Source organism: Pseudomonas sp. NEEL19, assembly GCF_028751975.1.
In the GTDB taxonomy this organism is placed as follows: Bacteria; Pseudomonadota; Gammaproteobacteria; order Pseudomonadales; family Pseudomonadaceae; genus Aquipseudomonas; species Aquipseudomonas juntendi.
Genome location: NZ_CP081491.1, coordinates 4,581,766 through 4,607,178, shown reverse-complemented (window position 1 = coordinate 4,607,178; position 25,413 = coordinate 4,581,766). Strand labels below are relative to the sequence as shown.

27 protein-coding genes are annotated in these 25,413 nt (G+C 60.0%); 19 read left to right on the top strand and 8 right to left on the bottom strand.

Annotation, left to right across the window (positions count from 1 at the left end):
* Positions 1-26: 26 nt before the first annotated feature.
* The 10 genes from K4A76_RS20480 (at position 27) to K4A76_RS20435 (ending at position 8,835) form a co-directional block, all read left to right on the top strand.
* Positions 27-527 carry a DotD/TraH family lipoprotein gene (locus K4A76_RS20480; protein ID WP_274411041.1) on the top strand — a complete coding sequence of 167 codons (501 nt, stop codon included), beginning with the start codon at positions 27-29 and terminating at the stop codon, positions 525-527.
* Positions 528-550: 23 nt separating this feature from the next.
* Complete coding sequence (locus K4A76_RS20475) at positions 551-1,489, top strand: type IV secretory system conjugative DNA transfer family protein (protein WP_274411040.1); 939 nt, start codon at positions 551-553, stop codon at positions 1,487-1,489.
* Complete coding sequence (locus tag K4A76_RS20470; protein ID WP_274411039.1) at positions 1,486-2,685, top strand: ATPase, T2SS/T4P/T4SS family; 1,200 nt, start codon at positions 1,486-1,488, stop codon at positions 2,683-2,685. The genes K4A76_RS20475 and K4A76_RS20470 overlap by 4 nt, the downstream gene beginning before the upstream one ends.
* A gap of 103 nt (positions 2,686-2,788) precedes the next feature.
* On the top strand, positions 2,789-3,007 hold the full coding sequence (locus K4A76_RS20465) for a hypothetical protein (RefSeq protein ID WP_110676575.1): 219 nt from the start codon (positions 2,789-2,791) through the stop codon (positions 3,005-3,007).
* A 55-nt stretch (positions 3,008-3,062) separates the two neighbouring features.
* Positions 3,063-4,373, top strand: a complete 1,311-nt coding sequence (locus K4A76_RS20460) for a secretion/conjugation apparatus DotM-related subunit (RefSeq protein WP_274411038.1) — start codon at positions 3,063-3,065, stop codon at positions 4,371-4,373.
* 163 nt (positions 4,374-4,536) lie between these two features.
* Entirely contained in the window at positions 4,537-5,475 is a 939-nt protein-coding gene (locus K4A76_RS20455; protein ID WP_274411037.1) for a hypothetical protein, read from the top strand.
* 12 nt (positions 5,476-5,487) lie between these two features.
* Complete coding sequence (locus K4A76_RS20450) at positions 5,488-6,282, top strand: hypothetical protein (RefSeq protein ID WP_274411036.1); 795 nt, start codon at positions 5,488-5,490, stop codon at positions 6,280-6,282.
* A gap of 288 nt (positions 6,283-6,570) precedes the next feature.
* Complete coding sequence (locus K4A76_RS20445) at positions 6,571-7,374, top strand: hypothetical protein (protein ID WP_232108456.1); 804 nt, start codon at positions 6,571-6,573, stop codon at positions 7,372-7,374.
* Between the two features lie 167 nt (positions 7,375-7,541).
* Positions 7,542-7,949 carry a hypothetical protein gene (locus tag K4A76_RS20440; RefSeq protein WP_274411035.1) on the top strand — a complete coding sequence of 136 codons (408 nt, stop codon included), beginning with the start codon at positions 7,542-7,544 and terminating at the stop codon, positions 7,947-7,949.
* Positions 7,950-7,986: 37 nt separating this feature from the next.
* Positions 7,987-8,835 (top strand): hypothetical protein, encoded by an 849-nt coding sequence (locus K4A76_RS20435; RefSeq protein WP_274411034.1) that lies wholly within the window; start codon positions 7,987-7,989, stop codon positions 8,833-8,835.
* A 49-nt stretch (positions 8,836-8,884) separates the two neighbouring features.
* Here the strand turns inward: K4A76_RS20435 and K4A76_RS20430 are convergent, their stop codons facing one another.
* On the bottom strand, positions 8,885-9,238 hold the full coding sequence (locus tag K4A76_RS20430) for a hypothetical protein (protein WP_274411033.1): 354 nt from the start codon (positions 9,236-9,238) through the stop codon (positions 8,885-8,887).
* 10 nt (positions 9,239-9,248) lie between these two features.
* Complete coding sequence (locus K4A76_RS20425) at positions 9,249-9,611, bottom strand: hypothetical protein (protein ID WP_274411032.1); 363 nt, start codon at positions 9,609-9,611, stop codon at positions 9,249-9,251.
* A 1,212-nt stretch (positions 9,612-10,823) separates the two neighbouring features.
* Between K4A76_RS20425 and K4A76_RS20420 the strand changes: the two genes are divergently transcribed.
* The 5 genes from K4A76_RS20420 (at position 10,824) to K4A76_RS20400 (ending at position 17,244) form a co-directional block, all read left to right on the top strand.
* Complete coding sequence (locus tag K4A76_RS20420; protein WP_274411031.1) at positions 10,824-13,733, top strand: DotA/TraY family protein; 2,910 nt, start codon at positions 10,824-10,826, stop codon at positions 13,731-13,733.
* Positions 13,734-13,900: 167 nt separating this feature from the next.
* On the top strand, positions 13,901-14,290 hold the full coding sequence (locus K4A76_RS20415; RefSeq protein WP_274411030.1) for a hypothetical protein: 390 nt from the start codon (positions 13,901-13,903) through the stop codon (positions 14,288-14,290).
* A gap of 87 nt (positions 14,291-14,377) precedes the next feature.
* Positions 14,378-14,830, top strand: a complete 453-nt coding sequence (locus K4A76_RS20410) for a hypothetical protein (RefSeq protein ID WP_110676565.1) — start codon at positions 14,378-14,380, stop codon at positions 14,828-14,830.
* 29 nt (positions 14,831-14,859) lie between these two features.
* Positions 14,860-16,683: a phospholipase effector Tle1 domain-containing protein gene (locus K4A76_RS20405; protein ID WP_274411029.1), complete on the top strand. Its 1,824-nt coding sequence runs from the start codon at positions 14,860-14,862 to the stop codon at positions 16,681-16,683.
* A 126-nt stretch (positions 16,684-16,809) separates the two neighbouring features.
* Positions 16,810-17,244: a hypothetical protein gene (locus K4A76_RS20400; RefSeq protein ID WP_110676563.1), complete on the top strand. Its 435-nt coding sequence runs from the start codon at positions 16,810-16,812 to the stop codon at positions 17,242-17,244.
* Between the two features lie 65 nt (positions 17,245-17,309).
* On the opposite strand, the gene K4A76_RS20395 is transcribed toward K4A76_RS20400, so the two are convergent.
* Positions 17,310-17,843, bottom strand: a complete 534-nt coding sequence (locus K4A76_RS20395) for a hypothetical protein (RefSeq protein ID WP_110676562.1) — start codon at positions 17,841-17,843, stop codon at positions 17,310-17,312.
* 290 nt (positions 17,844-18,133) lie between these two features.
* Here K4A76_RS20395 and K4A76_RS20390 point away from each other — a divergent pair, with 290 nt between their 5' ends.
* From K4A76_RS20390 to K4A76_RS20375, 4 genes are all read left to right on the top strand, one after another.
* Entirely contained in the window at positions 18,134-18,625 is a 492-nt protein-coding gene (locus tag K4A76_RS20390) for a hypothetical protein (RefSeq protein ID WP_274411028.1), read from the top strand.
* A complete protein-coding gene (locus K4A76_RS20385) occupies positions 18,622-19,281 on the top strand; it encodes an OmpA family protein (protein WP_274411027.1) in 660 nt (219 codons plus the stop codon). Before K4A76_RS20390 ends, K4A76_RS20385 begins: the two co-directional genes overlap by 4 nt.
* Positions 19,282-19,360: 79 nt before the next feature.
* Positions 19,361-19,972, top strand: a complete 612-nt coding sequence (locus K4A76_RS20380) for a hypothetical protein (RefSeq protein ID WP_274411026.1) — start codon at positions 19,361-19,363, stop codon at positions 19,970-19,972.
* Between the two features lie 84 nt (positions 19,973-20,056).
* Positions 20,057-20,779, top strand: coding sequence for a Yae1 family protein (locus K4A76_RS20375; RefSeq protein ID WP_274411025.1), 723 nt, complete (start codon positions 20,057-20,059; stop codon positions 20,777-20,779).
* A gap of 38 nt (positions 20,780-20,817) precedes the next feature.
* On the opposite strand, the gene K4A76_RS20370 is transcribed toward K4A76_RS20375, so the two are convergent.
* From K4A76_RS20370 to K4A76_RS20350, 5 genes are all read right to left on the bottom strand, one after another.
* Positions 20,818-21,249, bottom strand: a complete 432-nt coding sequence (locus K4A76_RS20370; RefSeq protein ID WP_274411024.1) for a hypothetical protein — start codon at positions 21,247-21,249, stop codon at positions 20,818-20,820.
* 14 nt (positions 21,250-21,263) lie between these two features.
* A complete protein-coding gene (locus K4A76_RS20365; RefSeq protein WP_274411023.1) occupies positions 21,264-21,689 on the bottom strand; it encodes a hypothetical protein in 426 nt (141 codons plus the stop codon).
* 67 nt (positions 21,690-21,756) lie between these two features.
* The gene (locus tag K4A76_RS20360; RefSeq protein ID WP_274411022.1) at positions 21,757-23,058 is read right to left on the bottom strand and encodes a hypothetical protein; all 1,302 of its coding nucleotides are present in this window, start codon (positions 23,056-23,058) and stop codon (positions 21,757-21,759) included.
* Positions 23,059-23,085: 27 nt separating this feature from the next.
* Complete coding sequence (locus K4A76_RS20355; RefSeq protein WP_274411021.1) at positions 23,086-24,222, bottom strand: M23 family metallopeptidase; 1,137 nt, start codon at positions 24,220-24,222, stop codon at positions 23,086-23,088.
* A gap of 13 nt (positions 24,223-24,235) precedes the next feature.
* Positions 24,236-25,411 (bottom strand): hypothetical protein, encoded by a 1,176-nt coding sequence (locus K4A76_RS20350; protein WP_274411020.1) that lies wholly within the window; start codon positions 25,409-25,411, stop codon positions 24,236-24,238.
* Positions 25,412-25,413 lie beyond the last annotated feature (2 nt).

Here is a 25,413-nt window from a genome sequence, read left to right as displayed (position 1 = left end):
AACAAGACAACTTCAGGAGTTTTTACATGAAAGGAATACTCATCGGTGCACGCGCCTTCAAAGCTGGCGGTGTACTGCTGGCGATGGTGGCGCTGGGTGGTTGCGCAAGTTCTGCCAAGCCTACTACCGAGGACACCGAGGCATTCGCCAGCCGGATCATCGCAGACAAGGTGTCGGTCGCGGTCAACTCTCAGCATGCTTACGTTTCGCGGCTGAACGCCGACCGCGTGCGAGTGGCTTCGCGGCAGGCTGCAGTCGACACTGACCAGGTTGATATCGATTTCATCGGCAAGCCCCAGGAGCTGCTGCAGACATTCGCCAGCCGCTATGGCTATGCCTATGTCGAAAGCGGCAAGCGCGTGGACCTCAAACCCATCAATGTATGGGTGCGCAAAGCCACGCCGATCAACGTGCTCAAGGACGTGGGGGCACAGATCGACACCGGCGCCGACGTGGTGCTGGACAAGAGCACCAATACGCTGCGCCTGATCTACAAGCCAGTGCCACTGGCGTTGGGGAGGGGCTGAGCATGGCGATGGACATGCCTCCGATGACCCTCGAAGATGCCGAGCGCCTCTATGACAAGCCTGCCTATGTGCAACAGCAGGGCGACTCGGCTGATGCGCGGTCGGCGGTGGAGGCGATGCGTGACGAGAAGAACCAGGCATCGGCTGCGCGCGGTGAGGCCATTCTCGATGCGGCACTGCAGGTCGGGGTGAAAGCTGGCCTGGCGTGGCAGCTGACCAATATCAACAAGGCACTCAAGCTGCGCGAGCGCGAGTTCGATACGGTATACGACTTCAGCAGCCTGATGATTCAGGACCGGGTTGTGCCGCCGGTCATTACCGAGGCACGCAACCTCTACAACCAGAATGGCGACTACACCCTGCGCCTGTCGGGGGCAGCCTACAAGATCGAGTCCCAGGCACGCTTTTCGTCGGTGCCGCCCAGCTGGCGCGAATACTTGAGCTTCCCGCTGCCCAGCTTCGACCGTACCTCGCTGGTATCGGCCTTGGTGCCGCGTTCGGACGAGGAGGAGCGAGTGTGGAAGCTGGCTGTGCGCGAGGGCTGGCACCAAGGTGTCGAGCAGGCCAACCTGATGCTGACCTACGGCTTCGACCGTATGAACCGCGATATCGAAGGGATGCGCCGTTTCAGCGAGTTTGCCCGGCATGGCCAGGTCACTATGCCGATAATCTCCGGGGCGGCGATCCCGGTGACCCGTGAAGGGCGGTCGATGGCGGTAGATGAAACCTTGTTGCGTATCACCGCGCTGCCAGAGTTCAACGACAACATGAACGTATGGCGTAGTTCGATCGCGACCTCCACCATTGCCCACCCGTTACCCCGCGCGGCGGTAAACCACACAGGCAGCCCGGCACCATCGCCCGCTGCTGTGCGCCAGCCTGCAGCTGCCAATGCGCCCACCGTATCGGCGGGCAGCCAGGTGCGGGGCCCGGCAGCGGGCGCTGAAGGCGGGCGGCAATGACCCAAGCCGTGCGTGATGACCTGATGATGCTGGAGCCGGGCGCGTTGGTCGAGCGCCTGGAGCGCCTGACCAGCTACGAAGACCCGTTCCGTTTTGACCGGGCCGACCAGTTCAAGGCAATGATGCTGGAAACCCTGGCCCATGGTGTGAGCGACATCTTCATCCAGCCGGCATTGCCGGTAGTGGTGAAGAAGTACGGGCGATTGTATGCGGTCACCCGACGTGCGCTGGACGTCGGGGAGGTCAACGAGTTGCTGAAGATGGCGGCCAACCGGGATACCGCCACCACCGATATCGTGTCTGGTACTGCGGTCAACGAGCGCTACGAACTGTTCGACCCGGAGCGCAAGGATGCCCGGGGTGCGCGGCTGCGCTATGCCTATCGGGTCAACGCTTCGCCTATCGCGTGTCATGGTGATACTTCGTGCCAGATAGTCATTCGGGCCATCCCCGATGACCCGCCACGTATCCAGGAGGTGGGCCTGAGCGAGGAAATCGTCAGGATGGCCACACCCCGTGATGGCATCGTCTACGTGGCCGGGGCCACCGGTCACGGCAAGACCACCACTTTTGCCGCCATCAACCGCTTCATTCTGGAAAACGACACGCCGATCAAGGGTAACCTGATCAGCCATGAAGAACCGATCGAGTTCACCTACGACAAGGTGCAGAGCAAGCATTCGATCTTCGTGCAGTCGCAGATCCCCACCCATTTCAAGGATTTTTACCGGGCCAACCGTGAAGCCATGCGACGTGCGCCCGGCCTGTGCGTGATCGGCGAATTGCGTGACCAGGAAACCATTCGCGCAGCGGTCGAGCTATCGCTGACGGGGCACCCCGTCTTCGGTACGGTGCACGCCAAGGATGTTGCGGCAATCATGCGTCGAATGATTTCCCGCTTTCCCGAGCAGGAGCGGGCCACCGCTATCTACGACCTGGTCGACACCAGCCGTTTCATGATGGCGCAGAAGTTGGTGCCCACGCTTGATGGCAAGCGCACCGCTGCGCGTTCGTGGCTGAGGTTTACCGAGCAGGTCCGCGACAACTTGATGGACCTGACCGATATGGGCCGGGTAACCCAGCGGGTTGCAGAATTTGTGCGTGAAGAGGGGCACACCTTTGCTGCCGAGGCGGACCGGCTGCTGGCCGAGGGGCTGATCAGCGAGGCGACGGCCCGCGATTTGCGCCACGGCTGAGCTGCTGGCTACACGCTAATGCTGACTGCAGAGAGTTTACGGAGAGGTTATGGCAACAGGACGGTATCACTGGAGCAGATGCGCTCCACCTGCACGTTTTTTCGTGATCAACGCCAGCGCTGCCTTGCCATGGTTGATGTTGCTGCTGGTGCCGGCGTTTTGGAAGTTCCTGCTGCCATTGGCGCTGTGCATGACCATCGGCCTGGTTTATATCGAGGTGGTGAAAAAAATGACCGTGCGGGCGGTTTTCCGTCGGGTCGGGGTGTTCATGGTGGGTCGTGTGCGTACCACGCACAACCTGCTCAAAGAGCTGACCAGGTAGCGGGCAGCGAAGCCACGACCGGCCAGATCGTCGTGGCAGCCAGAGGAGGCGTTGCATGAAACAACAGGGAGGTGGGCAGAAAAGCTTTACCTGGGATGACCCCGCCATATTACTGGGGATCATGGCGGTACTTTACCTGGGGGGGTGGGGCGCCTGGTATTTCGCCCATGACAAGATTGCCAAGGTGTATACCTACATCCGCTATGTAGAACTGTGGGTGCCGAGTGTATTGGGTGACTTCGCGGCACTGCCGGGTATCGCCTCGATCAACCATTGGGTTGAGCGCATGTGCGCGCCGGAGGGCATCATCGGCGCCTGCCAGCGAGATTTCTCAAGCGTGGCGTGGGGGGAAATCACCACGTCGTCATTGTTCATGAACGGGTTCTTCCTGCTGCTGTTGGTGTTCCTGGCGGTGCGCATGTTCCTGCAAGTCAACCGGACACACCCCAAGCTCAAGTTCACCAAGACGCACACGATTCAAAGCTTCGTGCAAGAGAACAAAGTGCAGTACCCGCACCTGCGCATGTTCGCCGAGCTCGACCTGATCGCCCAGCCGCTGGACCATCCGATGTTCGGCATGTCGCAGACATCACGGCAGTTTGCCTACCAGCACTTGCTGATCAGTGGTTGGCAAGAGCAGGCTGATCGCAGCTGGGCGCCAACCCTGGATCGCGAGAAAGCCACAGAGGTGATGCGTCGGCAGTTAGGCCAGCACTGGACCCGGGTCAGCAACCTCACACCCGCTGAAACCCTGCTGGTAGCCATCGCCTTGCCGCGGGTAGTCGCCACCGATACGGCGCTGGATGACGCTGCCTTCAAGGCGGCGATGGCCGACAGTGAGTACATGGTTGCCTGGTGCTGGGACCAGTTCCAGGCACCTACCGGTAAAACGGCACAAGGTGCTGACCCATACGCTTGGCTGAAGCCCGACATACCGCTAGAGGTGCCCCGGGCGATCATCCAGAAGTACATCAAGCACCCGAACGCCAGCGCAATCCTGCATGCGCATGCCTTTGTCCGCACTATCGTCTTTGCCATGTTCTTCCAGGCGCGCCGCCTGGGGGTGCTGCCACCGGCAGAAATGCGCTGGCTGCGGTTCTATGACCGAGACATGTGGTATGCGCTGCAGACGATAGGGCGCCAGGCTGGTTTTCCGGAAGCCCCGGGGATCCTTTCGCATTTCCTGTATGAGTGCAAAGCAGGTATATCGCTGGCAGAGCCGCAGCTTGACAAGGCGGTCAACGGTCTTGAACTGGCCATGGCCAGTTACAAGTACTCCGAGGCGGACAAGAAGCGCTACGAGCAAATGCAGCACGATAGGTATGCCACTGCGCAGGCCGCCGCCATTGCGCAACATGCGGTCTGAAGTGTTGCCCTAGAAGCTTGGATAGCAGCCAAAGGCCATCTTTATAGATGGCCTTTTTTCGTTTTTTTGGTGTGTTTTTTTGCTTTTTTGTTAGAATGCAGTCGTATTGGATTATTAATAGGGACATTGAGTCATGAAAGGTGTGATCGCAAGACCTGTCGCTATGCTGGCGGCACTTGCGGCGGGGGTTTCTGTCGCCCACGCCGCGCCAGCCCAACCGGCGGACTTGTCTGCCTTCATCACCGCGCAAGGCACCACACAGGTAAACCCTGCCCAGCAAGAACTCGATGACCTGACCGCACAGCGGGTATCGCGCTATGGGCGGATTGTCAGCGCTCGGCCAGTCGGCCTAGGCGGGCTCACCGCCTGGACCGTGGAAAAGAATGGCCATCAGGTCGTGTTGTTCAGTACCCCTGATTCTGCAGTGCTGTTTACCGGGGTGGCCTGGAATGCGGAAACGGGCAGTAATATTTCCGACGCCTTCCTGCCCGGCGCGGCCCAGGCCGCTGCAGCGCTGCCCCCCGCAGCTGCAGCAGCTGCGCCAAGTGTAGCGCCGCAGATGTCCCCGGTCGAAAAGCCTGATGTGCGCGAAGCCGCCGCCATGGACGGCAGTTTCAAAGGCGCGATCCCGGAGTCGATGAAAACGGTGGACGCTCTGGCAGGGATCAAGGAAGGCGAGGGTGGTATCGGCGATACCGTCTACATCATCATCGACCCACGCTGCCCTTACTGCCGCCAGGCATACAACCTGACAAGGGCATACGCGGCCAAGGGCCATTCGATCAAATGGATTCCATCTGCGGCGTTGGGTAACCCGGCGGATGGCGTTCCGCTGGCTGCCACGTTGCTGCAGGCCAAGGACCCCAAGGTGCTGGCGCGGGTGCTGGGGCAGCATGAGCAGGTGCGATCGGAGCCTTCACCGGAAACCGTCGAGCAACTGAGCACCAACCTGGCGTTCCTGTTCGCTGCCTTCGAGCACAACGGCAAGGAGCAGGCGGGCGTACCGGCGGCATTCTTCATCGATCACCGTACAGGGAAGCCAAGGATGATGACCGGCCTTTCGCAAGCGGTCGTGCTTGAAGACATCTTTGGAAAACTTTAAGGAGCAAAGTACATGAAAGCCAAAGCGCCAAGTTTCGAGTTCGACCCTGGTATCCGCATATTCGGTTCGGGCGAGCACCTTTTGGTGGTGTTTGACAGCCAAAGCCCTCACGACGCTTGCCGTGCAACACGCACTGTGCGTATCCCCAAGGCGTTTCGGCAGCTGTCTTTGGTTGTAGCCGGCTTCGACGCAGCACAAGACATTGACCATCAGCGGGTGCTCGAGGGGAACGTCAGCCTGATGATCGAGGGTGATGCCGGGGTACAGGCGATGCATGAGCTGGCGGCCCTGCGACTGGTGTTGCATGCCGAGGCAGACCGCAAGGGCGCGCTCACTCATGTCGAGCCGGCGCTGGTGGCCTACAAGGTGCGTCAGGCGGTTTCCGAGTGTCTCAACGAGGCCTTGAGCGACTACTACCAGCGTGAGGAAGCGCGTGCAGCGGGTGTGGCTGCTGAGGTCGCCCGCCCTGTTCCCTTGGCTGCTGCGCAGTACCAGGTGGCCGCGGCGCAGCCTTCGCGAAAGGCGCTGCGCGAGCAGGCCGCTGGTGAGGCCGAGCGCCAGGCCAGGTCGCGCCGGCGCAAGACTGCAATGGCTTGGTTGGTACCGCCTCTGGCGGTCGTTGCAGTCATGGCGACAATGTCTCATCTTGCTTCCTCCCAGTCGCCGATTGAAAATGCTGTCGCGCAGCAGATGGCGAACGATCCGGAGTCGATCAAGGCGCAGGTAGAGTTGACCAAGCAGACCCTCCAATCCATGGGGCTGGACCCAGGTCAGGGCGGTGACATTGGGTGCCTTGCGCCGCAATGATTGCCATTGTCAGCTGCTTCAGGGATGGAGTAAGCCGTTCGCTTGTTTGCAGGCGGGTAGAATGTCGGGGAGCTTCCCCGCGTCACCCGGCTGCTGCACTGCGGTGCCGAAGGAGGATCTTTTCCAGGATTGGAGAATAAGAGCGGGTCGGGCCCACGAAGCCTGGCGCTGCTGTTCTGCCTGAGCGGGGTGTTCATGCCTCTGCCGGCACTTTAAGACTATTTTGGATCGGACATCTTAGGTACGTATATGCGACCAGCGAATGAAGTTAAAGACGGGGCCAAGTTGTTGTCCCTAGCCCAAGGCCTGAGGTCGCTGCTGGTCCCTTCGCCAGACGTATTGGCCGATACCGTCAAGGAGTTGCACCCGTTGGTCAACCTGTCTGACAAGGTGCTGCCGCTGAAGTCGTATTTCAACATGGTCCAGGATATCCAGCGGGCCAAGCATACCCAGGCTGCCATGCGTGCCGCCGATGAGCCCCTGAGCCGTGAGGCGGTTCAGCAGGGTGTATCGCGCAAGTTGTGCACTGAAGACATCTTCATGGTTGCCTGTTCCTTCCTTGAGGTGGAGATCGCCAAGCAAGGCTCGGTGTATTACCTGAGCGGCGAGTCACCTGACTTCAAGGAAACCAAGAAGAACCGTAACCCTCTCGACTTGTCCGATGAGGTTGTATTGAAAAACCTCTCCAGCGGCCTGGCGCGTCCGGACACCGATCGTGGGGCGGTGGAACGGGGGCAGATCGACAGTGGTTTCAACCACCTGGTGCGGCTCAACCAGTTGCATAACCTGATGGTGGAGTCGGTGCGGTTGATGAAGGCAGACGAGCGGCTGACCAAGGTCGATATCCGCAAGAAGTTCAACATCTCGCACACCGACTACGAGCGCATGATGTCGATGGCGCGCCGTTCCGGGCTGATATCGTTCCGCAACCGGAAGAAAGACCCGTCCAACTCCTACACGCTGCGCAATGACAACCATGAGCGCGTGTCGGAACACGCCAAGAACTTTGGCCACACGCCGCAGAAGATGCTGAACAAAATTCTGGACGACTTCTTCGGCATGCTGGAAAAACGCAAAAAGCACGAGGACTGATTCACATGGAGCAAGGCCATAGGGACGTTGGGCCGGCAATAAGTGCACAAGAGCGAGCCCGTGTCGCGCGAGCCGCCAGGCAGCTGGTGGGGTATGCCAATTTTCTGCGCTGGACGGCGAACTTCAAGCGGGACGAAGTGTTGCGCCATCCCGAACATGACCGCGTAATGCTGCTGTCGCCCATGCAAAGTGGGCGTTTCAGTTTCGCCCTGGAGGGCGAAACCCTGTACCTGGGGGTCCAGCCGTTCGAGGCCGCCTGGGTTTCGAACATGCCCTTCGAGGCGGCCTATGTATCCGACCGATTGTATTTGTCGGTCAATGGCGTGAACTTCATGGATTCCCGCATGCCGGCCTTGGCGCTCGGCATTTTCGTCGACGATGCCGGCAAGCGTGCGCGCATGGCTGCTGCGCGTTTCGTGCAGTGCGTGCAGGTGGCAGTGCGGGATGGCTATGTGGTCGAAGTGGGTGAGCTGTGTGGCGAGCCTGTCGAGATGCGCCAGGGCGACGTGGTGCGTCAGTTGCGCGAAACCCGGCAGGCCAAGGTTCAGCAGCAAGATATGGGGCGCTTCTTCTGAAGTGCTCAAGCAGACTTTCCAAAGTAAGGATACGTGCATGACCAAGTGTAAACGCATGCTGCCCGTGCTCGCTGCCGTGGCAATGGCAGGCTGTGTCACTACCGAGCAAATGCCCGATGGGACTACCAAGGTTCGTTTCTCGGACGAAGCGGTCAGCTCGCTGACTTCGATGATGCCCAGTAGCCTCGTCAATGGTATGGCCGGTGGTGCAGGCAGCGGCACGCTGGACCTGATACCGACCAAAAGCCTGGCCGGGAGCGGGCTGTACCTGTATTTCAACGGTCGCTATGACTTCGCCTGTGCGAGCGCCTTGCTCTACAGTGCCAAGACCGGGCAAGACCTGGATAAAAATACCAATGAGGTATGTCGCGACAAGTATTTCCAGCGTCAAACGGAGCTGAAGCTCGCAGGTAACCCTTATGACCGGGCCGCGCCTAGCTACGATCCACACAACCCGCCAGATGCTTACTGGGCGCAACTGAAAAGGCAGACCCTTGGTCAGTTGGCGAATACGCAGCAATTCGCTGCGCGCTTCACCTCGATTCCACGGATCGACAAAAATGGCAACATCACCATGGTGCCAGGCTTCATGGGTGAGGGAAGTGGGCGCCGTGTGGCGCTGGTGACCGTCCCTACCCGAGTTCCGGTTGTGATGGAAGATGCCGGTTTTGCGGCGAAGATGCGTTCGGAAGCGAACCGGCTCAATACCCGGTTGGGTCAATGGACGACCTGTGATGCCGTGCTTGCCTACGACTCGACAAGGGACAAGGGGCGACGCCCGGCAACGATCTCACCGAGTGAGTATCTGCAATATGAGGTACGGTTCAAGGTTGCATCGATGTCGTGCCGTGATGGTATGCATACCTATAAAACCGTTTCGCAGTAGGCCGCTGCGCGCTGGCCTGCATTGCTGAAGGTGTAGGGATCTGCGGCGCTCACGGCGCCGCATTCCAGGTATCGTCTGCCGCGGCCGTGGTCTCGTCGATGCCGGAGGTGTGCAGCTCTGCGGCGTTCAGCCAATTCTGATTCAGGTTTGCCTGCCGCGCTGCATGGTCGTTAGCAAATTCCCGCTGCACAATTGCCTCTTCGATCCCGCTGACAAGCGCCGGCGAGGCCATGCCATATTCGCCAAGCAGCGCTCTGGAAACTTCTGGCGGCAGCTGGTTGACGGCGCTACGTAGCTGTTGGCCGTAATCGGTCAGTACGGGCTGCTTGGCAATGACGATTTCCGCCGTTTGTGACGGGAAAACGGAGGCGGTGAAGCTCTGGAATTCCTGCGCGTTGGGCATGCTGGCGTCCTTAGGGGTTGTGCCCGTCAAGGTCTTCGCTGCGCGACAGCGAGGGGTTGGTGTAACGGGCGAATGTCTTCTCGAGTTCTGCGGCAAGGTAGGCTTGTTCGCTGTGGTGCAGCAGTTGCTTCATGTGATTGCCGTCCGAGGCTACGGCAAGCAGTTGATCGCGCATGTTGGCCAGTAACCCCTCCCGGTCCGCTCGGGAGCCTGGGGCCTGGTCGATTGCTTCGAGGGCGCTGGTCAGCGATTGGCGCAGGCTGTCTTCCGCCTCAGGCTTGGCGCCTGTGGCTGCTGCTTCGAAAGCCACGCTGCTGATTATTGCGCGATGGATGGCTCGCAATGCAGTGGCCTCGGCTGAACGGCTTTTCATGACTCGGTCGGAACTCAGGGTATGGGGCGGGGTGTTGCGCAGCCATGCCGACTCCCGTTCGCCCAGGGTGTCGATTGTCTGGCGAATTTTTTGGCCGTCAGGGCCTTCACGTAGCGCGGCTTGCGCTACGTTTTCCAAGCTGATTGCCGGGTTGCCAGAAGCCGCAATGGCTCTGTCTCGCATAGACCCGGCCCCGATCACGAATCGGCTGGCATCGCGTATTGATAGCTGCATCTATGTCCGTCGTTTTGTCCCAGGGCTTGAGCGTGCTCGAATCAGTCGGTATTGCGCGGCACCTGCGTGGCTGTGCGGTGAGCCGTGCGGGCCTCGCCCCAACTGATGCGGATCTCGATAGCATTTCCACTGACCTGCTGTGGATAAACCCTTGTAAATCCTAGGGCTTCACAGGCTTGAATGACCTTAGCATTTTTACCTTCATATTTCTTGTAGGTGCATGGATAAATCGTTTTTTCTGGCCCCTTGAAGTATGCCTCACGCGTCTGTCGAGGTAAGTGTGCGGCAGCCAGGAGTGCCCCCGTATTTGCTGGGCCTGCCAAGCGAAAACGCCCAACACAACCGGGCTGCCGCCATGGTTCCTGTGGTGGGGCTTGACCATTGCGTTCAACAGCTGAAACTGGCTGAAAACCCGCCAGAAAATCCCATTTGACACGTATTTGACGCCCGAAAACCGGCAGAATCACCCATCGAAAAAAGGTATCGGAGGAAGGACGGTCTCAGGCAGCCACTTTGATCGCTAAAATGTGAAGATTATCACGCTTCGCCCTTAATAACACCGGTGATCTAGGCATAAAACGCTGGTTTTTACACGGTCTTACACTTTCAGTTTTTGCCTGTAGCCATCCATTTCTTCATCTGCTGAGCAACCTACTTTAGGTTTTTGTTAGTTTTCTTACATAACAAAATTTTGATAAAGGAGTGGTTTTTGGTTTAAGATTGCCTCGCTTTCGATAGGTATACAGGTCACCACGCTGGTGGCTCCATGGTTTTGCCACGAAAGTAGGGCTGTGCAGGCAACGCTGGCCGAGCTGTCAGGCAGCTCGCCTCAAGGACGACGGAGCATTCCAAGGGGAATTCGTCGCGAACGATTCAGATCAACCGTCCGCAACTCGATTCAGGTAGGTATCACAAATGGCTCAGATGCCGTTTTCTCCATGCAGCGACCCAACCGCTTGCACTGACCAGTCCGTCGTAATGCTTGGCAGAATCTTCGGGCCGGTCATCGACTCGCTGGTCAAAGGCACCGACCCCAACACTGTGGAAGCGAGCGCGAACATCCTTGCCACCATGTTCGGCTTCTTCAACAGCGGCATCCTGATCATCGGCTCGCTGATCGTCTCGTACGTGGCAGTGATGGGGGTCACCAATACAGCAAATGACGGCGAGGCCATGGGCAAGAGCTGGTCGTCCTTGTGGACGCCGGTGCGGATCGTGGCGGGTGGTGCGGTGTTACTGCCGACTGCCAGCGGCTTCTCGTTCATTCAGTTGATCGTGCTGATGTTCTCCTTGTGGGGCATTGGTTTTGCCAACGGCACCTACAAGGCGGGCATGGCCATTGGAGTACTGTCGGCAGACGGTGTGGTTCAGGGCGTGAACCAGGCGGGTAACTTCTACGGGCTGCGTGATTTTGCACGGCAGTACATTGCCGTTTCCTACTGTGCCAAGGCTGCGAATGCCATCTATGCGGGAGCTGCCCCAGGGCAGGTGCCGCAAGTGATGCCCAAGAGCGAAGGGGTCGGCAAGCAGGCTGCTGACAAGCAAGTCGATGTAGATGGCCGGCTCGAGTCCACCTTCCTGCTCAAAGACCGCAATTTGGTGACCAACCTTGCCGGTGGGCAGCCTTTCTGCGGCACGGTGAAGCTGTCCACATACGTGGCCCAGAGCAAAACCGATGCCACTGCCCAGGCCCTCGAGAAGGTACGTCACCAGGTGCAGGGGCAGAAAATCGAAGCTGCTGGTTACCTGATGGCCGAGCTCGACAGCTGGATCGAGTCGTGGCCGGTGAGTATCAATGACTCAGGTTGGGGCAATGTCGACTCTGACCGTTTCAACCAGATCGTGAAAAAATGGGAGCTGCGTGTTGCCACTGCTCTCGTCAGTGAGGTCACCAACGAGCAGGGTGACGTGGACAGTGGGCTGAAAGACTTCCTGAAAACCCTCACGGAGGATGGCTGGGCAGCCGCTGGGGGGTGGTTCCAGCGCGTGGGCATGGTGCGTGGCCAGATCGCAGGCGTGTTGGCAGAGCCGGTGGGCTCGGTAGGCGCACCGTCGTTGGTCGGTCTGCCTGTAGATGCGCGTTATCAGCTGCTGAGCAACAGCGTGACCACCGTTACCGAGGCAATCAACAAAAAGTCTGAAGAAAAGGAGACCTACACCCAGGCCAAGACCACCAAGCCGGAAGACTTCGCCAGCCTCATACCCAAGGACCCCAAGACCGATATCAACGTGGGCTCGTTGCGAGCAGACATGGACAGCAAGATGTCGTCGTTCGTCAACGGCATGATGCTCAATGTCGTCGAGATTGCGACAGGCGCCGGGAGTAACGGGCAGACCCCGCTCTGCGGTACCGCAGGGCAGATGGGCGGCTCGCTCAACCGCATGAAGTGTGTGGGCGACTACCTGAGCGTTGCCCGCGCCGGCATCCTGCTTGCCGACGTCGCGATAAAGACCACCACCACGGCTGTGCGATTGCTTGCAGGTACTGTATCGGCAGCCAAGGTACTGGGTAACGGCCTGGAGGCGGACAAGATCGTCACCCCGCTTTGGGACTGGGTGATTGAGGTGCCGGTCAAGCAGCTCGCATTGATGGCCAGTTATATCGAGCCTTTGGCCTTCTACTTCGGTGTGTTTCTGCCGAGCCTGCCCTACACGCTGTTCATGATCGTATTTGTCGGTTGGGTGCTCGCCGTCTTGCAGTCGATCATTGCTGCACCGCTATGGGCTGTGATGCATATGACGCCCGACAGGACATTCGTGGGGTCGCAAACGCAAGGTTACCTGCTGCTGCTTTCGCTGTTCGCACGCCCTGCACTTGCGGTTCTGGGTTTGTTCGCGGCCGTGCTGGTGTCTGACCCGGTGATCGATTACATAGCCAAGGGCTTCTTCGCCATGCGAGGCGCCGTCGTAACGTCGACGGGGGGTGTGAGTGTCATTGCAGAGTTTCTGACGTTTGGCTGGTGGTTCATGGTGTTCGGGCTGACCTTGCTGCCGGTGCTGTACATGATCTTTGGCCTGCCCCAGACCTTGCCAGACCAGGTCTTGCGCTGGATTGGCGCGGGTATCGGTGACCTGGGCGAAACCAACGCCACTGGCCAGATGCGCGGCGGCATCGCTGCCGCAGGGGGGAGTATCGGCGGTAGTGGCTCGGGCATGCGCCTTGGTCATAGCCAAGGCAAGCTGCCACCCCCAGATGGTTCGTCGCCCGGCGGCGGCCCAGGTGGCGGTCGGCCAGGTGGCGGCCCAGGCGGGGGTGGGTCGCGAAGTGGCTCTGCTGGCAAGCCGGCGCTCGTCAACGCCAATGGCCAAGGTGTTGGAGGCCCGGCCTCTGGTGACTCGGGTGCAAGGGCCCAGGCCGCATCGGCAGGCAACCGCACCTTGGGCGAAAAACGCAGCGAGGCGGCTGGCGTGGCGCTGGGGCGGGCAGTGGCGGGTAGCACCGCCGCCACCGGCAGGACCCTGCGCAGGGCTGGCAATGTTGCATTGTCCGCTGGGCGTGCAGGCGTGAGCTCATTCCGCGAGGCCGGCTCGGCCTCGCTGGCAGGGCGGATGCGTGAAGGCGTGGCTACCGGGGTGTTGACCGCAGGCGCCGGCCTGGCTTCGACAGCACGTGCCGCCGGTGCCGACTACAAGGAAGCCTTCACCACGGCGGGTGCCGAGGGCAAGGCGGCGTATCATGAAGGGGCAGATGCGCGCATTCAGGCCTACAAGGATTCTCTGAGCGGTGGCTCAGCCCCTGCTGGAAGCGACACCCACCAGGAGCAGGCCGTCCCAGCGGGCGCGCACGCGCAAAGTGCAGGCCTGCAGGGTCAAGGCTTCAATGAGGCCACACAACCGGCGGGGTCTGAATCGTTGGGCGGCAAAGAAGGTGATGAAGAAAGCCGATGAGCGGCAGCGATGTTGCAACGCGGGTATTTGGGCGATGGGTGGCTGACGGTTGCATGGCAATTTGCCATCTTTGCGGAATTTCCCTTGCCCCAGATTGTCTTGGACGTTGACGCGCAATCGTGTGCGCACCCTGATACCTGACTCGGATCGCTTGGCGGAGGCTTGGCATGGATGACAATCAACTGGAAGAGCAGCTTCGACGGCTGCTGACCGGCCTGGCCGACCAGGCTATCGTGCGCGGTGAGCAGTTTATCTACGATGGTGGTGAGCTGTATGCCGACGACGTGGCGGAAATCGGGTTGCTGGCGGTCCTGTGTATTGCGCAGGCGTTGTCCGAGCGCGCTGGTTTGGGTGGGTTCGGTTATGAGTTCCAGTTGGCTGCACCCGCCAATCCGGTCTTTCCGATCCATGCCAGCGCTCCGCAAGTGCTGCCGGATTTCTTCAAGGTGGCGCCGTTTGTTTCTGCCGTTTTTCACAATGAAGTGTTGAATGCCAAGCAGGACCTGACCCTGCTTTATCATGCCGCTGTGCAGCGGTTGCAGGCATCCGCAAACTGAAGCAAGGCGGGTTGCCTGTCGGTGGCCTTCCAAGTACCAGCACCCACAGGCAGGTAGCGTTTTTCACATTCCGCGGAAGGATTTTTTATGCGTGACGAAGAGAACTCTAGCGACGGTAGTCTCCCGGGCAGCGAGTTGCCGCCTGGTGTGTTTCCGCCGATGCCGGGCTACACCATTGGCGATTTGATGTCTGTCGCCAATGCTCCGTTCGAGGCATTGCTGAAAAGCCGCGATGTCGACCCAGGCCTGATCCGAGAAACCGGTATCGCGCTGGCGCAGCACCTGTATGCGGCATTCGAAAGAGAGGACGCCCAGTACCAGATTTCCACCTGGCATCAAAAGCCGTATGACGAACCCTGGATGCGCCATCGCAGCATAGAGGTGCTGGCCGAGGAACTCTGCGTGATTACATTCCACGCGACAGCCGAGTCATTGCGCGGGTCACCCTTGCGGGCTTTAGGCAAGGCGTTTCACCTGAGCCTTGTCCAAGCAGCCGGTGAGGCCATAAAGGCGCATATCCTGAAATTGAATCAGGGCTGATGGCGGCAGTTTGTTCATAGGGACATGACATGAGTAAGACAGTTTATTTCAGTGTTTACATGGATGGCACCGATAACAACAAGGACAGGGACACGCCAGTCGGTAGCCACACTAATGTCGCCAGACTTTATGAGTACGACACCGCACACGGTACCAACCTTTCTCTCAACACCGGCGCTGTGCCCCTCAAATACGGGCCTGACGGACCTGCCGGGCGGTCAGAGAAAATCTACCTGGATGGGGTGGGCAGCCAGAAGGGTAATACGCCCATCGCGCTGATAGAGCGCGGTACAGGTCGCGGTAGCCAGAGCCGTATCGAGCTGGCCTATGCTGCTTTCGTCACGTTCTGCAACAAGAACCCTGACCTGAACATTGAATTGAATGTAATTGGCTTTAGTCGCGGCGCTGCGCAGGCCCGTGCTTTCACCAACGAGGTGATCGACCGTGGCGTGCCCAGACTCGACAGCCAGCAAAGGGCCACAGGTGAATACCTGATCCCGCCTGGTCAGGCTGAAATCAACAAACTTGCCATTTTCGACACTGTTGCTTCCTACGGTATTCCTGTTACCGACAGCCACGTCAGTAAAAATCTGGAAATCAGTAACAACGTCAAGTCCACCACGCACCTGGTGGCCATGCATGAATACCGCACAACGTTCCCCTTGACGAGCGCGCTGCGCAATGGCGACAACTCGCGTATTGAAGAGATCAGGTTCGCAGGGGCTCATTCGCAAGTGGGCGGTGGTTATCGCGACGACCTGCTGGCAGCTGGGCCGTTGGCACTCATGTATGACCGCTTGAAGTCTGCAGGGGTGGGGCTGCGGGCACTCCCGGCCAACGAGCTTGAGCGTATCGAGCAATATAACGCGCTGATCAAAGACCCCGAGCGTGTGCAGGGGGCATTGATCGACTCTCGGTTATTGAAAGGCAATGAGGCGTTCAAGAGAGAAGTGGATGGGTCTTACACCCAGGTCAACAACCGGCCGTTCCCTGCAGAGAGCGGCACCTTGAATTTCATCGGGTGGGAAAGGGCGCCTAGCTTCCTCGCCTGGCAAAAAAAGCCATTCGACCATGCTGTAAACGCTCGCAAAGTCATTTTCGAGAATGACCGCTCACTGGCTGCCCCTGTACTCCAACGGGTCGGCCGGCATGTGGGGCAAAATCTCTTTGGCTGGAACCGCGACGTCGACAACCCTTCCACCCTGCTGAACAAGGCGCCGGTCAGTGCTGCAAGCGCCTTGGCGTCGATCGCCGACGACTTCGACGCCGATCCAGCCGTCGAGTCGCGCCAGCAAATGGCAGAACTTTCGTCTTTGCTGGCGGGGTCCAGGCCCGAAGTAGAATTCATCCAGCGCCTGGGCCTGAAGGACGTGCCTGTACCAGGCTTGATTGCGCCTGCCCGGTATGCCGAGTTGCGCGTCGACCCAGAAGGGTCGTCTGCCTTTGTCGAGCTGGGCTTGGGCTATGAGGTTGCCCGCATCGTTGATGACGCCGGTGATGTCATCCGCAGGCGGGGAACATTGAGCTGTGATGATCCGTTCGAGCTCCATGACACCAATGGCAACCCGGTGGGCAGCCTGAAAGCGGTACATGAGGAACCGGCATTTGCAGGCGCGCGTGGAATTCTGATTGCCATCGACTTGCGCAATGTGGTGCCCGAGTTGCAGGCGGTCACCATCGACGAGCGGCTCAAGCAAACAGCGCAATGGATCCGCGAGCTGCCTGAAGGTCGTTTCAAGGCCGAATACACAATTGCCGGAGCGGATGGCAGGCCACAGTTACGTGCGGTGGTTGACTGCCCTGTTGTGCTCGAGCAGCAGCACACCATGGCTTGGGAAAGCCCCGAGCCCTGAGTGCGAGAAAGCTGTTACACAATGGGCGCGATGGTAGGCAGTGCGATGACGCTTTTTGCACACTGCTTGCTTAGAATGCACCTGTTGCCGGCGGTGGTCGGCCATTCAATCGGTTAGGGCGAGAAAATGAAAATCCACAAATACCAGCCAGGCACTTTCATCGAGGTCGATGACATGGCGGGTGGCCGTCGCGTGGGCATGGTATGCAAGGACGGCGTGACATTTTGGGATTTGCTCGATTCCCAGCGCTGTACGCCGCTGACGATCCATCCCAGCATGCAGCCGCGCGCATTGGGTACCTTGGTCCAGTTCAGCCAGGAAAAGGGCTTGGTGGGTGCGCTGCAGGCGCTGGTTGCCTACCTGCAGTCGGCAGGGGACGCACGGTTGAACGCCGACCCGCTGTTCGTCATGCGTGCACTGTGGTACCTGGCGGACAAGGCTGCCGGGGTTGGCAGTGTTCCTGATGAAGCCATGCTGCTGTGGGCTTGCGAGCAGGCTACGGCGCAGGAGCAGGTGGCTGCCCGCATCCATCAGCTGGCGGGGCAGTACTGCGCAGGCTGAACAGGCCCTCGATCGGGCCTGAGGCGTAGGCTGGCTGACCAGCTGACGCTGCGCGGGCAGCGGGGCTACTGGGTGGCTCGTTGCACGGCGTCCGCAGCCTTGCGAGCAGTGCTTTTGATTGTTTTCACGACTGTTCGCATGTCATACGAGCAACTGATGGAGGTGTCGCTGCCATCTGCGTAGAGCCATAGGTCGTGGTTGCCGACCTCTTTCTTGTACTGGCCGAACTCGTCCTGGGGGACGTCGGCCAGCTTGGCCACCGCCTGGATGCTCTCGCCGGTAAATACCCCGTAGTAGGTATTGAAGTCGCCTTCACCATTGGAGCCAGGGTGCATGGCAAGGCGGGTGACAGCGCGGCCAAACACATCCAGTGGATTCGGGACGGTATATTCGCCGTCGGACAGGTCCGAGGCTTGCACAATTGCCTTGCCGTGGGCGGCCTTGACCAACGCCTCGAACTGCTCGGGGGTAACATTACGCTTGCAGGTCAGGACCTGGGTGAGGCGGGCGTTGGCTTCTGTCGGGTCTAGTTCTGCTGCGTGTACAGACGTGCAGGCCAATGAAACCAGCAAAGGCAGGGCGAGTTTCAGCGCTTTCATGGGTCAGATCCTTCTGGATGACAATGTGCTATCAATTTAGGTTGTTAGAAAAATGTTTTTCCAATGCCGCGAGTGTGCGCCACGCCTGGCCCACGGTCAAGACGGCGCGGGTTCATAGGGCTATTCAAATCTTGACGCGAAAACGCGTGAAACTCATACTTGCCATCATTACGTGCATTTTTCTAACAAGTCATTCTAACAAGTGACAGGGTGTCAAACGTTGCCTGTGACGCAACGGCGGTTCATCTGGACCTGGCCGCACGGGTGGCCTTTACAAGGAGTTTCCACGCATGTCCTACGCATTACCTCCACTCGCGGTGGGGCCGGACCCCAGGGCCGCGGGGGATCGACGCGCAGCACTGTGGCTGTTGTCGGTGCCGCTGTGGGTAGCGCTGGTTGCTTTCACCATCGCTGTGGCTGCAACCCTGATGGGTGAAATGGCCGAAGGGTCACCCCGCTTCTATATCGCCGCGTTGTCCTTTTCAGCACTGTTGTTGAGCGTCATGTTGCTGCCTGCCTATCTGCTCAGCCTGGGCTGGTTCGCGTGGTGGACGCGGGACGGGGACCAACGTCGATTGCGCCGTGGCCTGTGGTTGGCGCCATTGGTGGCATTGCTGTTCGCCTGGTTCCCCGCCACGTTGGCTCCAGGGCTGCAGCCATTGGGCCAGGATGCCATGGACCCGCTGCGCACCTATTTGCTGGTAGGCATCCTCGTGTTGCTGTTGGGGTACGCCTGGTCGGCCATCGTTTCCGTGGTATTGCGATATTGGAGAGATGTATGAGCACCCTCGTTTTCACCCCTCATAGATGGCTGCCGCTGGTGTTCGCGTGCCTCTCGGCCACGTTGGCGCCGAAGGCGTTGGCAGGGTTCGAGCTGGTCGAAAGCCCTGTTGCACCGCTTCCCTATGCAGCACCCTCTGCGCAAGGCCAGGACACCGCGCAAATGCAGCAGACCATCAATGCCCTGAACAGCGAGATCCAGAGCTTGCGGGTTCGGCTGGCAGCGGCGGAGGCCGACGCCAATGGTAGCCGACAGGAGCTTCTGGCAATCAGGGCGCGGCAGGAGCAGGTGCAGTCGTCGATCAACCACATGACGCTCAATTTTGCTTTTGGCCATGCGCGCTTCAGCCCGAGTGCCGAGGACGGCGATGTTCTGGTGCGCTCGGCCCAGGACGCGCTGCAGGTGAAGATCGTTGGCTTTACCGACAGTGTGGGTACGGTAGAAGCCAATCGCAGGGTCGCCCTGCTCAGGGCGCAGGCGGCAAAAATGTACCTCGTTCAGCGCGGTGTAGCCCCAGCCAAGATCAGCGCCGAAGGCCAGGAAGGCGGTTACATTGCCTCGAACGCCACTGCGGCTGGGCGCGCAGCTAATCGGCGGGTTGAGTTCGAGTTTTTCGGTCAGTACCGGCAAAGCACCCCACTCGCTCGCCAACCCTGAGCGCTGTAGCAGGTGGTATGGCCGATAGAGCAGCAAGTTGGCGTTCAACTTGGCGAAGCCATTGTGCGGGAGTGTGACCATGTATTCGTTGGATGAACTCGAGGCGTTCGTGGCGCAGGCCATCGGGGGCGATGTGCTCGCTGAGGCAGGGGGTGGCTTCGTCGGCGTGATGGCCAGAAGTGCGCCCGCCATTCAGAAGGACATTCCGGTAGCTTTCGAGCTGTACACGCTGCTGGAGCATTTCCTCAAGTCGCTGCCCATTCGTCGGGAACCGATCAGCTTTGACGCGCCAACGCTCGAGATTGAGCCAGGTATTGTCGTTGATCAGGAGGGGCACAAGGTTGTGGCCCTGCTGCCTATCCAGGCGGGCCAGCTCGGCGACGTGGCCTTCTGGCTAGCCGAAGCGCTGCCCAGCCGCGAGGTCAAGTCGCTGCCTGGTATCCTTGCGCTGGCGTTCAGCGTGGAAACCCACCAAGATATTAAGCATTTGCTGCCCGAATGGATGGCCGCTTTTTATGTCCAAGGTGAGGGAAGGCATTGCGTGCCGATCCTGGCGCTGAAGTCAGTGCTGGAGGACGAACGTTTCGGCGGCGATTGGGTAGCGGTTGCGCTGCATCGTCTTGCCGAATTTGCCTTGCCTCAAGCCCAGGCTCAGCAAGCAGCTGGGGGCGAGGTGAAGACGACGCGCTGAACCGGTCGACAGTATCGGGTCAGGCATTGACCAGAATCTAGCGGCGCATGTTCCGAGGACGCGCCGATCCAGGGAGATGGCGAGATGGACCATAACTGGGGTGCGGGCAGACCGGGTGGTGGCCTGGATGGTGGATACACCGGCTCGCTCGATCATGCAATTTCCAACCTGCATGTCGGGCGCAGCCAGGGGCGCAAGGAGGGGCTTGAAGAGGGCTTCGATCAGGGGTATGCGCAGGGCTGGGACGCAGGCGCCGCATGCGCCAACGAAAAACTGGAGCCCCTCAGGGACCACGTGAGGCAGTATTTCCAGGAGGCGGTGGAGCTGCGGACTGTCGTGCAGCGCCAGAAAAGCATTATCGACTCGATGTACGAGCAAATGTCCAAAGTGGCTGACGCTGCCAAGAATGCGCACGCTCAAGCGGCGGCTGTCAATCCTGAAGCTTATGCGGCCTTGCAGAGCAACAATGAGTTGCTGCAGGCAAGGGTCGAGGTACTGGACAGGTATTATGCCGCAGTGCTCGAGCAATCCCGGCTCAGGCAATTGCAATACGAGCGCAGCCTGGTATTCATGCGGGCAGCGCAGGCACTGTTGGAAGGCTTGGTCGCCAGCGACAGCGCTGAAGCGCAGGCCATCCGCCAGCGCTTCGTCAAGGAGTACCAGGATCAGGTTGCCCGCAGCTTGCGTGCAGGCGATATAGAGGTCGCACCTGAGCTGGATGAGGCGTTCGGCAGGCAGTTGCCGGACACGCAGCGGTTCATCATGGCGCTGCTGCAGTCGGCTACCCCCGGACAGGGTGTCGACTGACCTGCCCGCAGATGGCAGCCTGCGCCAGTTCTGACTGCTCAGCCCTCGGGACCGGAGGTTGACGGGGCCGCAGCCGGCGGCGGCAGCGCGGTCTCGTGGCCTGGGTTATCACGGCCGTCACCCCCCGGGCCTTCGACAGGCATGCAAACCAGGGCCGTGCGTACCTGTGCGGGGTATTGCTGCACCTCGTAGCCGTAGGCGGGGGGCTGACGCAATTCCGGGGCCTGGCACGTGCCTTCGATCACGCCTTGCCGCGGCGTGGTGAAATCGCACTGTTCACCTTCATAGCGGTTCGAGCACGAGCGATAAGCCGCGACCGGCGTGACCTGTTTGGGTACCGGTACGTAGATGGTGGTATTGCGCGGGAGCTCCTGCCACTGCTCCTCGGCCACTGGCGCTTGCTGGGCCTGGCCAGCAAGCGCCAGTGTCGGCACGCTGAAAGCCAGCAAAAGAGGCATGATCGCTTTCACAAGTACCTCCAGCGTCACAGGCCAGGTTCGTAGTTAGAACCGCTACGGATCGTGGGCGCCGGGTCGCTGTGGTCCAGACCGGCATCCACTTGCACGCCGCGCTCTTTCATCTCCGTGATCATGTACTCATAGCCGACCGTGAAGTGGGCAAGGTCATAACCTGGGTCGGCATCCTTGATCTTTGTGGTCAACTCGACGATTTCCAGCTTGACCGGGTCCGGCGTTTCGTCGGTGTCCCAACCGTATGAACTGGATTCCAGTTTGTTCAGGTGGAAAGCCTGGCTGAACGCTTTGCCTTCTACGGTGACGTCCTTGGCGAGCGTTTCATACAAGTTCTTGCCACCCAGGCCTTCTTCCAGCTTGCCATCGATCACCCGAAGAAAGTCCAGGTGGGCCTGCGGGGTGGCGGTGATGTCTTTCCAGCTGCTGTACTCGCTCATTGCATCCTCCTTGCGTAGTGAATACGAATGCCTTGCCGGCGCCATTCAGGTGCCGGCTGGCCAGGCTTCACGGCGCCATGTCATTGTCCTGCGAGTTACCTTGGGCCTTGTTGCCAACCATGTTTACGATGCCTTGCATCATCTCTTTCAGGCGTTCGAAGATGCGCTGCATGGACGCTTGCAAGCGCTCCAGATGCGATTGTGCTTCCCCTTCGAATGCCGGGGTTTTGCTTGCGTTGTCATGGATATTTTCGCAGGACGTCTCCAGGCGGGCCTTGAGCTTGTCGTAGTGCGCGTTGCCTTCGGTTTCAGGGTTCAGCAGCTCTTCCTGGGCCCGGCCGTACTGGCGCGCCCAGCCGGTAAGCGCCTTGTCCATGGCTTTCCGGTGGCCTTGCGCATCAGGGGACTGCGCCACTGCGTCGGTGAACGCGTGATGCAAGTCGGTGAATTCACCGTCAGGTTTCATCTTTTCGATCACTTCGGGCACGCTCAGGCCGGCTTGCCCGGCCCGCGCCTCGATCTGCTCCAGCACCTGTGGCATGGTACCCGCGCTCCAGAACGCGGCATGGGCCTTGGCATAATTGCCAGCGGCTTTCTCGACCTGGTCCACGCGGTATTCGGACAGACGAGGCAGAACCTGTACCCGGCCCAGCATCTCTTCGGACTCTGCAAGCCCAGGTGAAGGTTCGACAGGCCCGGCCTTGCTGCCCTCACGCCAGGCATCGGCCAGGGCGCTTGCACCTTTGCCAATGCCGTGCATGGCTGCGCCCGTCAACGATGCCACGCCGCCCAGAAGTTCTGCGCTGCCCTGCAGCAGCGTTGCTGCGCCGCCATGTTCGCGCTGTGGGGCGGCTTTGGTTCGTTCATTCAGTGATTCATCGATGCGTCGCACTTCCTCCGGGTCCAGTGACGCGGGTGTGGCCTTCAACTCAGCCGCCACTTTCATCAGCGCATCCAGTGCATCTGGGTCAGGGGCGGCGGACGTGTTCCGAGCGCTGTCGTTACCTGCTGCTTGCGGGTTGTCGAGCGCGTGTGTGCTGCCTGCGTTGGCATTGAATGCCTGCAACTGCTCGGCACTGATCTGTTGCACCCGCCAGCCGCCTTCGTGGGGGTCCAGGCGCACTGGGGCGCCAACTTGGACGGGCGTGCTTTCCATGAGTTCAGCGAAACCGGGATCCGCGAAGATCACTTCACCCTCAGTGGTTTTGACCGTGAGGGCGTAAGCGTTCTTGCTGTTCGGGTCATTGTTCAGAGGCGCTACGCCACGATGGACCAGGATACCTGCATAGCTGCGCCCTGGCTGGGCTATTGGCCCGGCAGCAGAATCAGCGGCGGCTTGATCAGGCTTATCGAGTTCTTTGGGTTCCATCTATGTTTACCTTTCGTGGGCGCCGCATTATTCAATGGATCTGGAAACAGCTCCTTTCTGGGCTCGCTGCTGGGCCCCGTCGGTCTGAATCCTTTGACCTGCCAATTTCTGCGACGCGTAAACGGCAAGCAATGCTTCAACTTTTTCCTTTTTGCGATAAATCGCTTCCGACAAGTAATTGCCGACCCCCACCGCCCGGTTGTAGTCGACCCACAGGGCGCGGCTGGACACATGGGTAATGCTGTTGTTCCACTCGGCATCGCTGAAGCGCCGGCCGGCTTCGGTCGCGAGCATTTCCGACACCGACATGGTGTCATAGCCACCGATCGGAGCGGTTGGCAAGGCACCATAGCCATCAGAATCGGACAAGTACATCGCGGGCGCCTTGCCATCCGCTTCGGCCAACGCAGCATCGGCGTTGGCTGCTGCCACCTGGACAGGCTCGGCGGTGGAGTCTGGGGCAACGCCGCCCGCAGGTACATTACCGAAAAGGATCTGGTGTTGCGCTTTGGTGTCCTTGCCCAGAATCGGGTAGTGCTCGGGGTGGCCGTCCTGGATGGCGTAAGTTTGGCAGAAATAGGGGGCCGGGTCAGTCTTCCAGCCAATACCAGGCTGAGGGTTGATCACGGCGGATGGCAACTGTGCCGGGTTGAATGGCCCGCGGTGGGCATTTTCCCTGAACGCTTTGGCCCTGGCTTCGTCCCGTTTGGTGGTGCCGTAGGTGAAGTGCAAGTGCTTGGCCATGGATGTGCTGGGGGTGTTACCGGATAACCCCAGTTTCTGCCCCGGTTTGACCGTAACGCCCTGCTTGATGCCGTTGGCGAAGCCGCTGAGGTGGTAGTACGCAACGATATCGCCGTTGGCGCGCTGGATCAGAATCGCGTTACCTGCCGAGCCTCTGGAGCCTGCAAAGGTAATCTTGCCTTCGGTGGTGGCGTACACGGGTTGCGAAGTACCGCTGGTGGAGAAGTCCAGCCCGTCGTGCATGTGCGCTTTCTGGTTGGCCGAGCCATGGTTGGCCGAGCCGCCGCCGCGAAATTTACCGAAACGGCCAGAAACAATTTCTTTGTCGGTAGGGGACACCATGCAGGTGTCCGCCATGGCGCCACAGGCGCAAGCCAGCAGGCCCAGGCCAGCGATGCCGCGCAAGATTGTCATGTTCATCCCTTGCGCTCCGTCACTTCACGCTCTGCTGCACGTTTTGCTTGGCGGCGTCCGCTGCTGCCTGGCTGGTCTGGGCTTGAGCCCCCGCGCCAGCTACCGACATCGACACCAATGAGGCCAGCTGGGCTTCCATGCTTTCGTACTGGCGATACTGTTTTTCCTGGATGGCCAGGTCCAGCGCCTTGATCTTCAGGATCTCGATCAGCGCGCCGCGTTCGTTCTGCGCAGACATGACCCTGGCCCAGCTGTCGTATTGGGCGGTATTGCCCGAATACCGTTTGACCTCGTTGCGAAAGTGCACGGCCAGTGGCAGGTCAGTACCTGTTTCCTTGCCTTCCACGCCGGAGTAGTCAAGCTGAATGGCCTTCAGGCTGGCAAGTGCCGGCGATACCAGGGCATCTTTGCGGGCTTTGGACAGGGCATAGTCTTCGGTGGCGGCGGACTTGCCCGCCGCTGCCGGCACTGGTCCGTCTGGCAGGCCGGCCAGGTTATTGACGAAGCCGACTTTCGCTTGGTACAGCGGTTCGTTTTCCATGGTGGGTTCGAACAAGGTTGCCACGGTCAGGTCGGCGCCCGGCAGCGTACCGACCGATTCGCACAGGCCAGAATCTGCCTGGTCCTGGGTGCAGAATGGCTTGCGTGCCTGCACCAGTGCCGCCTGGGCGCTGATGGGCTCGGCGTAGGTCCCGGGGGCGGCGACGATTTCCGACTTGACGCGCTGGCGCACCTCGCCGCCCATATCGGCATCGCGGGCGCTGATCAGCGTACGGGTCGCGTAGACCGAGCAAGGCGAAAAGCCTTGGCCGAATTCGCCACCGTAGTCGAAGCGTGACTGCTTCACGCGCTGGGTCTGCGCGAGCACCTTGAGCCCCGTGGCCGTTTGCTGGGCGGCATTGTGCCCTGCCTCTGCGATCTGGTTCGCCGCCAAGGCTTTTTGCTTGGTCAGGACCGCAATGGCCGAGGTCAGGCGCTGGCTCTGGGTTTCAAGCAGGGCCGACAGCGTCGCATCCACCCCGGACACCAGGCCGTTGAGGGTCTGGGTCGCAGCCGAGAATGCCGGTGCTACGGTGTTTTCCTGATACTGGGGCGGGCAATAGGCCCAGGCCAGCGTAGAAGTCAGGACAAGCGACGCACCCAGCGAAACCTTCCATTTGCGTGCTTCACGCGCTTCGTCGAAATTCCGTTTCATGG

Bases quoted from the DNA above. Each gene is read 5' to 3' on its own strand.
- K4A76_RS20480 (WP_274411041.1), top strand. From the start codon at position 27: ATGAAAGGAATACTCATCGGTGCACGCGCCTTCAAAGCTGGCGGTGTA.
- K4A76_RS20475 (WP_274411040.1), top strand. From the start codon at position 551: ATGACCCTCGAAGATGCCGAGCGCCTCTATGACAAGCCTGCCTATGTG.
- K4A76_RS20470 (WP_274411039.1), top strand. From the start codon at position 1,486: ATGACCCAAGCCGTGCGTGATGACCTGATGATGCTGGAGCCGGGCGCG.
- K4A76_RS20460 (WP_274411038.1), top strand. From the start codon at position 3,063: ATGAAACAACAGGGAGGTGGGCAGAAAAGCTTTACCTGGGATGACCCC.
- K4A76_RS20455 (WP_274411037.1), top strand. From the start codon at position 4,537: ATGCTGGCGGCACTTGCGGCGGGGGTTTCTGTCGCCCACGCCGCGCCA.
- K4A76_RS20450 (WP_274411036.1), top strand. From the start codon at position 5,488: ATGAAAGCCAAAGCGCCAAGTTTCGAGTTCGACCCTGGTATCCGCATA.
- K4A76_RS20440 (WP_274411035.1), top strand. From the start codon at position 7,542: ATGCTGCTGTCGCCCATGCAAAGTGGGCGTTTCAGTTTCGCCCTGGAG.
- K4A76_RS20435 (WP_274411034.1), top strand. From the start codon at position 7,987: ATGACCAAGTGTAAACGCATGCTGCCCGTGCTCGCTGCCGTGGCAATG.
- K4A76_RS20430 (WP_274411033.1), bottom strand. From the start codon at position 9,238: ATGCCCAACGCGCAGGAATTCCAGAGCTTCACCGCCTCCGTTTTCCCG.
- K4A76_RS20425 (WP_274411032.1), bottom strand. From the start codon at position 9,611: ATGAAAAGCCGTTCAGCCGAGGCCACTGCATTGCGAGCCATCCATCGC.
- K4A76_RS20420 (WP_274411031.1), top strand. From the start codon at position 10,824: ATGCTTGGCAGAATCTTCGGGCCGGTCATCGACTCGCTGGTCAAAGGC.
- K4A76_RS20415 (WP_274411030.1), top strand. From the start codon at position 13,901: ATGGATGACAATCAACTGGAAGAGCAGCTTCGACGGCTGCTGACCGGC.
- K4A76_RS20410 (WP_110676565.1), top strand. From the start codon at position 14,378: ATGCGTGACGAAGAGAACTCTAGCGACGGTAGTCTCCCGGGCAGCGAG.
- K4A76_RS20405 (WP_274411029.1), top strand. From the start codon at position 14,860: ATGAGTAAGACAGTTTATTTCAGTGTTTACATGGATGGCACCGATAAC.
- K4A76_RS20400 (WP_110676563.1), top strand. From the start codon at position 16,810: ATGAAAATCCACAAATACCAGCCAGGCACTTTCATCGAGGTCGATGAC.
- K4A76_RS20395 (WP_110676562.1), bottom strand. From the start codon at position 17,843: ATGAAAGCGCTGAAACTCGCCCTGCCTTTGCTGGTTTCATTGGCCTGC.
- K4A76_RS20390 (WP_274411028.1), top strand. From the start codon at position 18,134: ATGTCCTACGCATTACCTCCACTCGCGGTGGGGCCGGACCCCAGGGCC.
- K4A76_RS20385 (WP_274411027.1), top strand. From the start codon at position 18,622: ATGAGCACCCTCGTTTTCACCCCTCATAGATGGCTGCCGCTGGTGTTC.
- K4A76_RS20380 (WP_274411026.1), top strand. From the start codon at position 19,361: ATGTATTCGTTGGATGAACTCGAGGCGTTCGTGGCGCAGGCCATCGGG.
- K4A76_RS20375 (WP_274411025.1), top strand. From the start codon at position 20,057: ATGGACCATAACTGGGGTGCGGGCAGACCGGGTGGTGGCCTGGATGGT.
- K4A76_RS20365 (WP_274411023.1), bottom strand. From the start codon at position 21,689: ATGAGCGAGTACAGCAGCTGGAAAGACATCACCGCCACCCCGCAGGCC.
- K4A76_RS20360 (WP_274411022.1), bottom strand. From the start codon at position 23,058: ATGGAACCCAAAGAACTCGATAAGCCTGATCAAGCCGCCGCTGATTCT.
- K4A76_RS20355 (WP_274411021.1), bottom strand. From the start codon at position 24,222: ATGAACATGACAATCTTGCGCGGCATCGCTGGCCTGGGCCTGCTGGCT.
- K4A76_RS20350 (WP_274411020.1), bottom strand. From the start codon at position 25,411: ATGAAACGGAATTTCGACGAAGCGCGTGAAGCACGCAAATGGAAGGTT.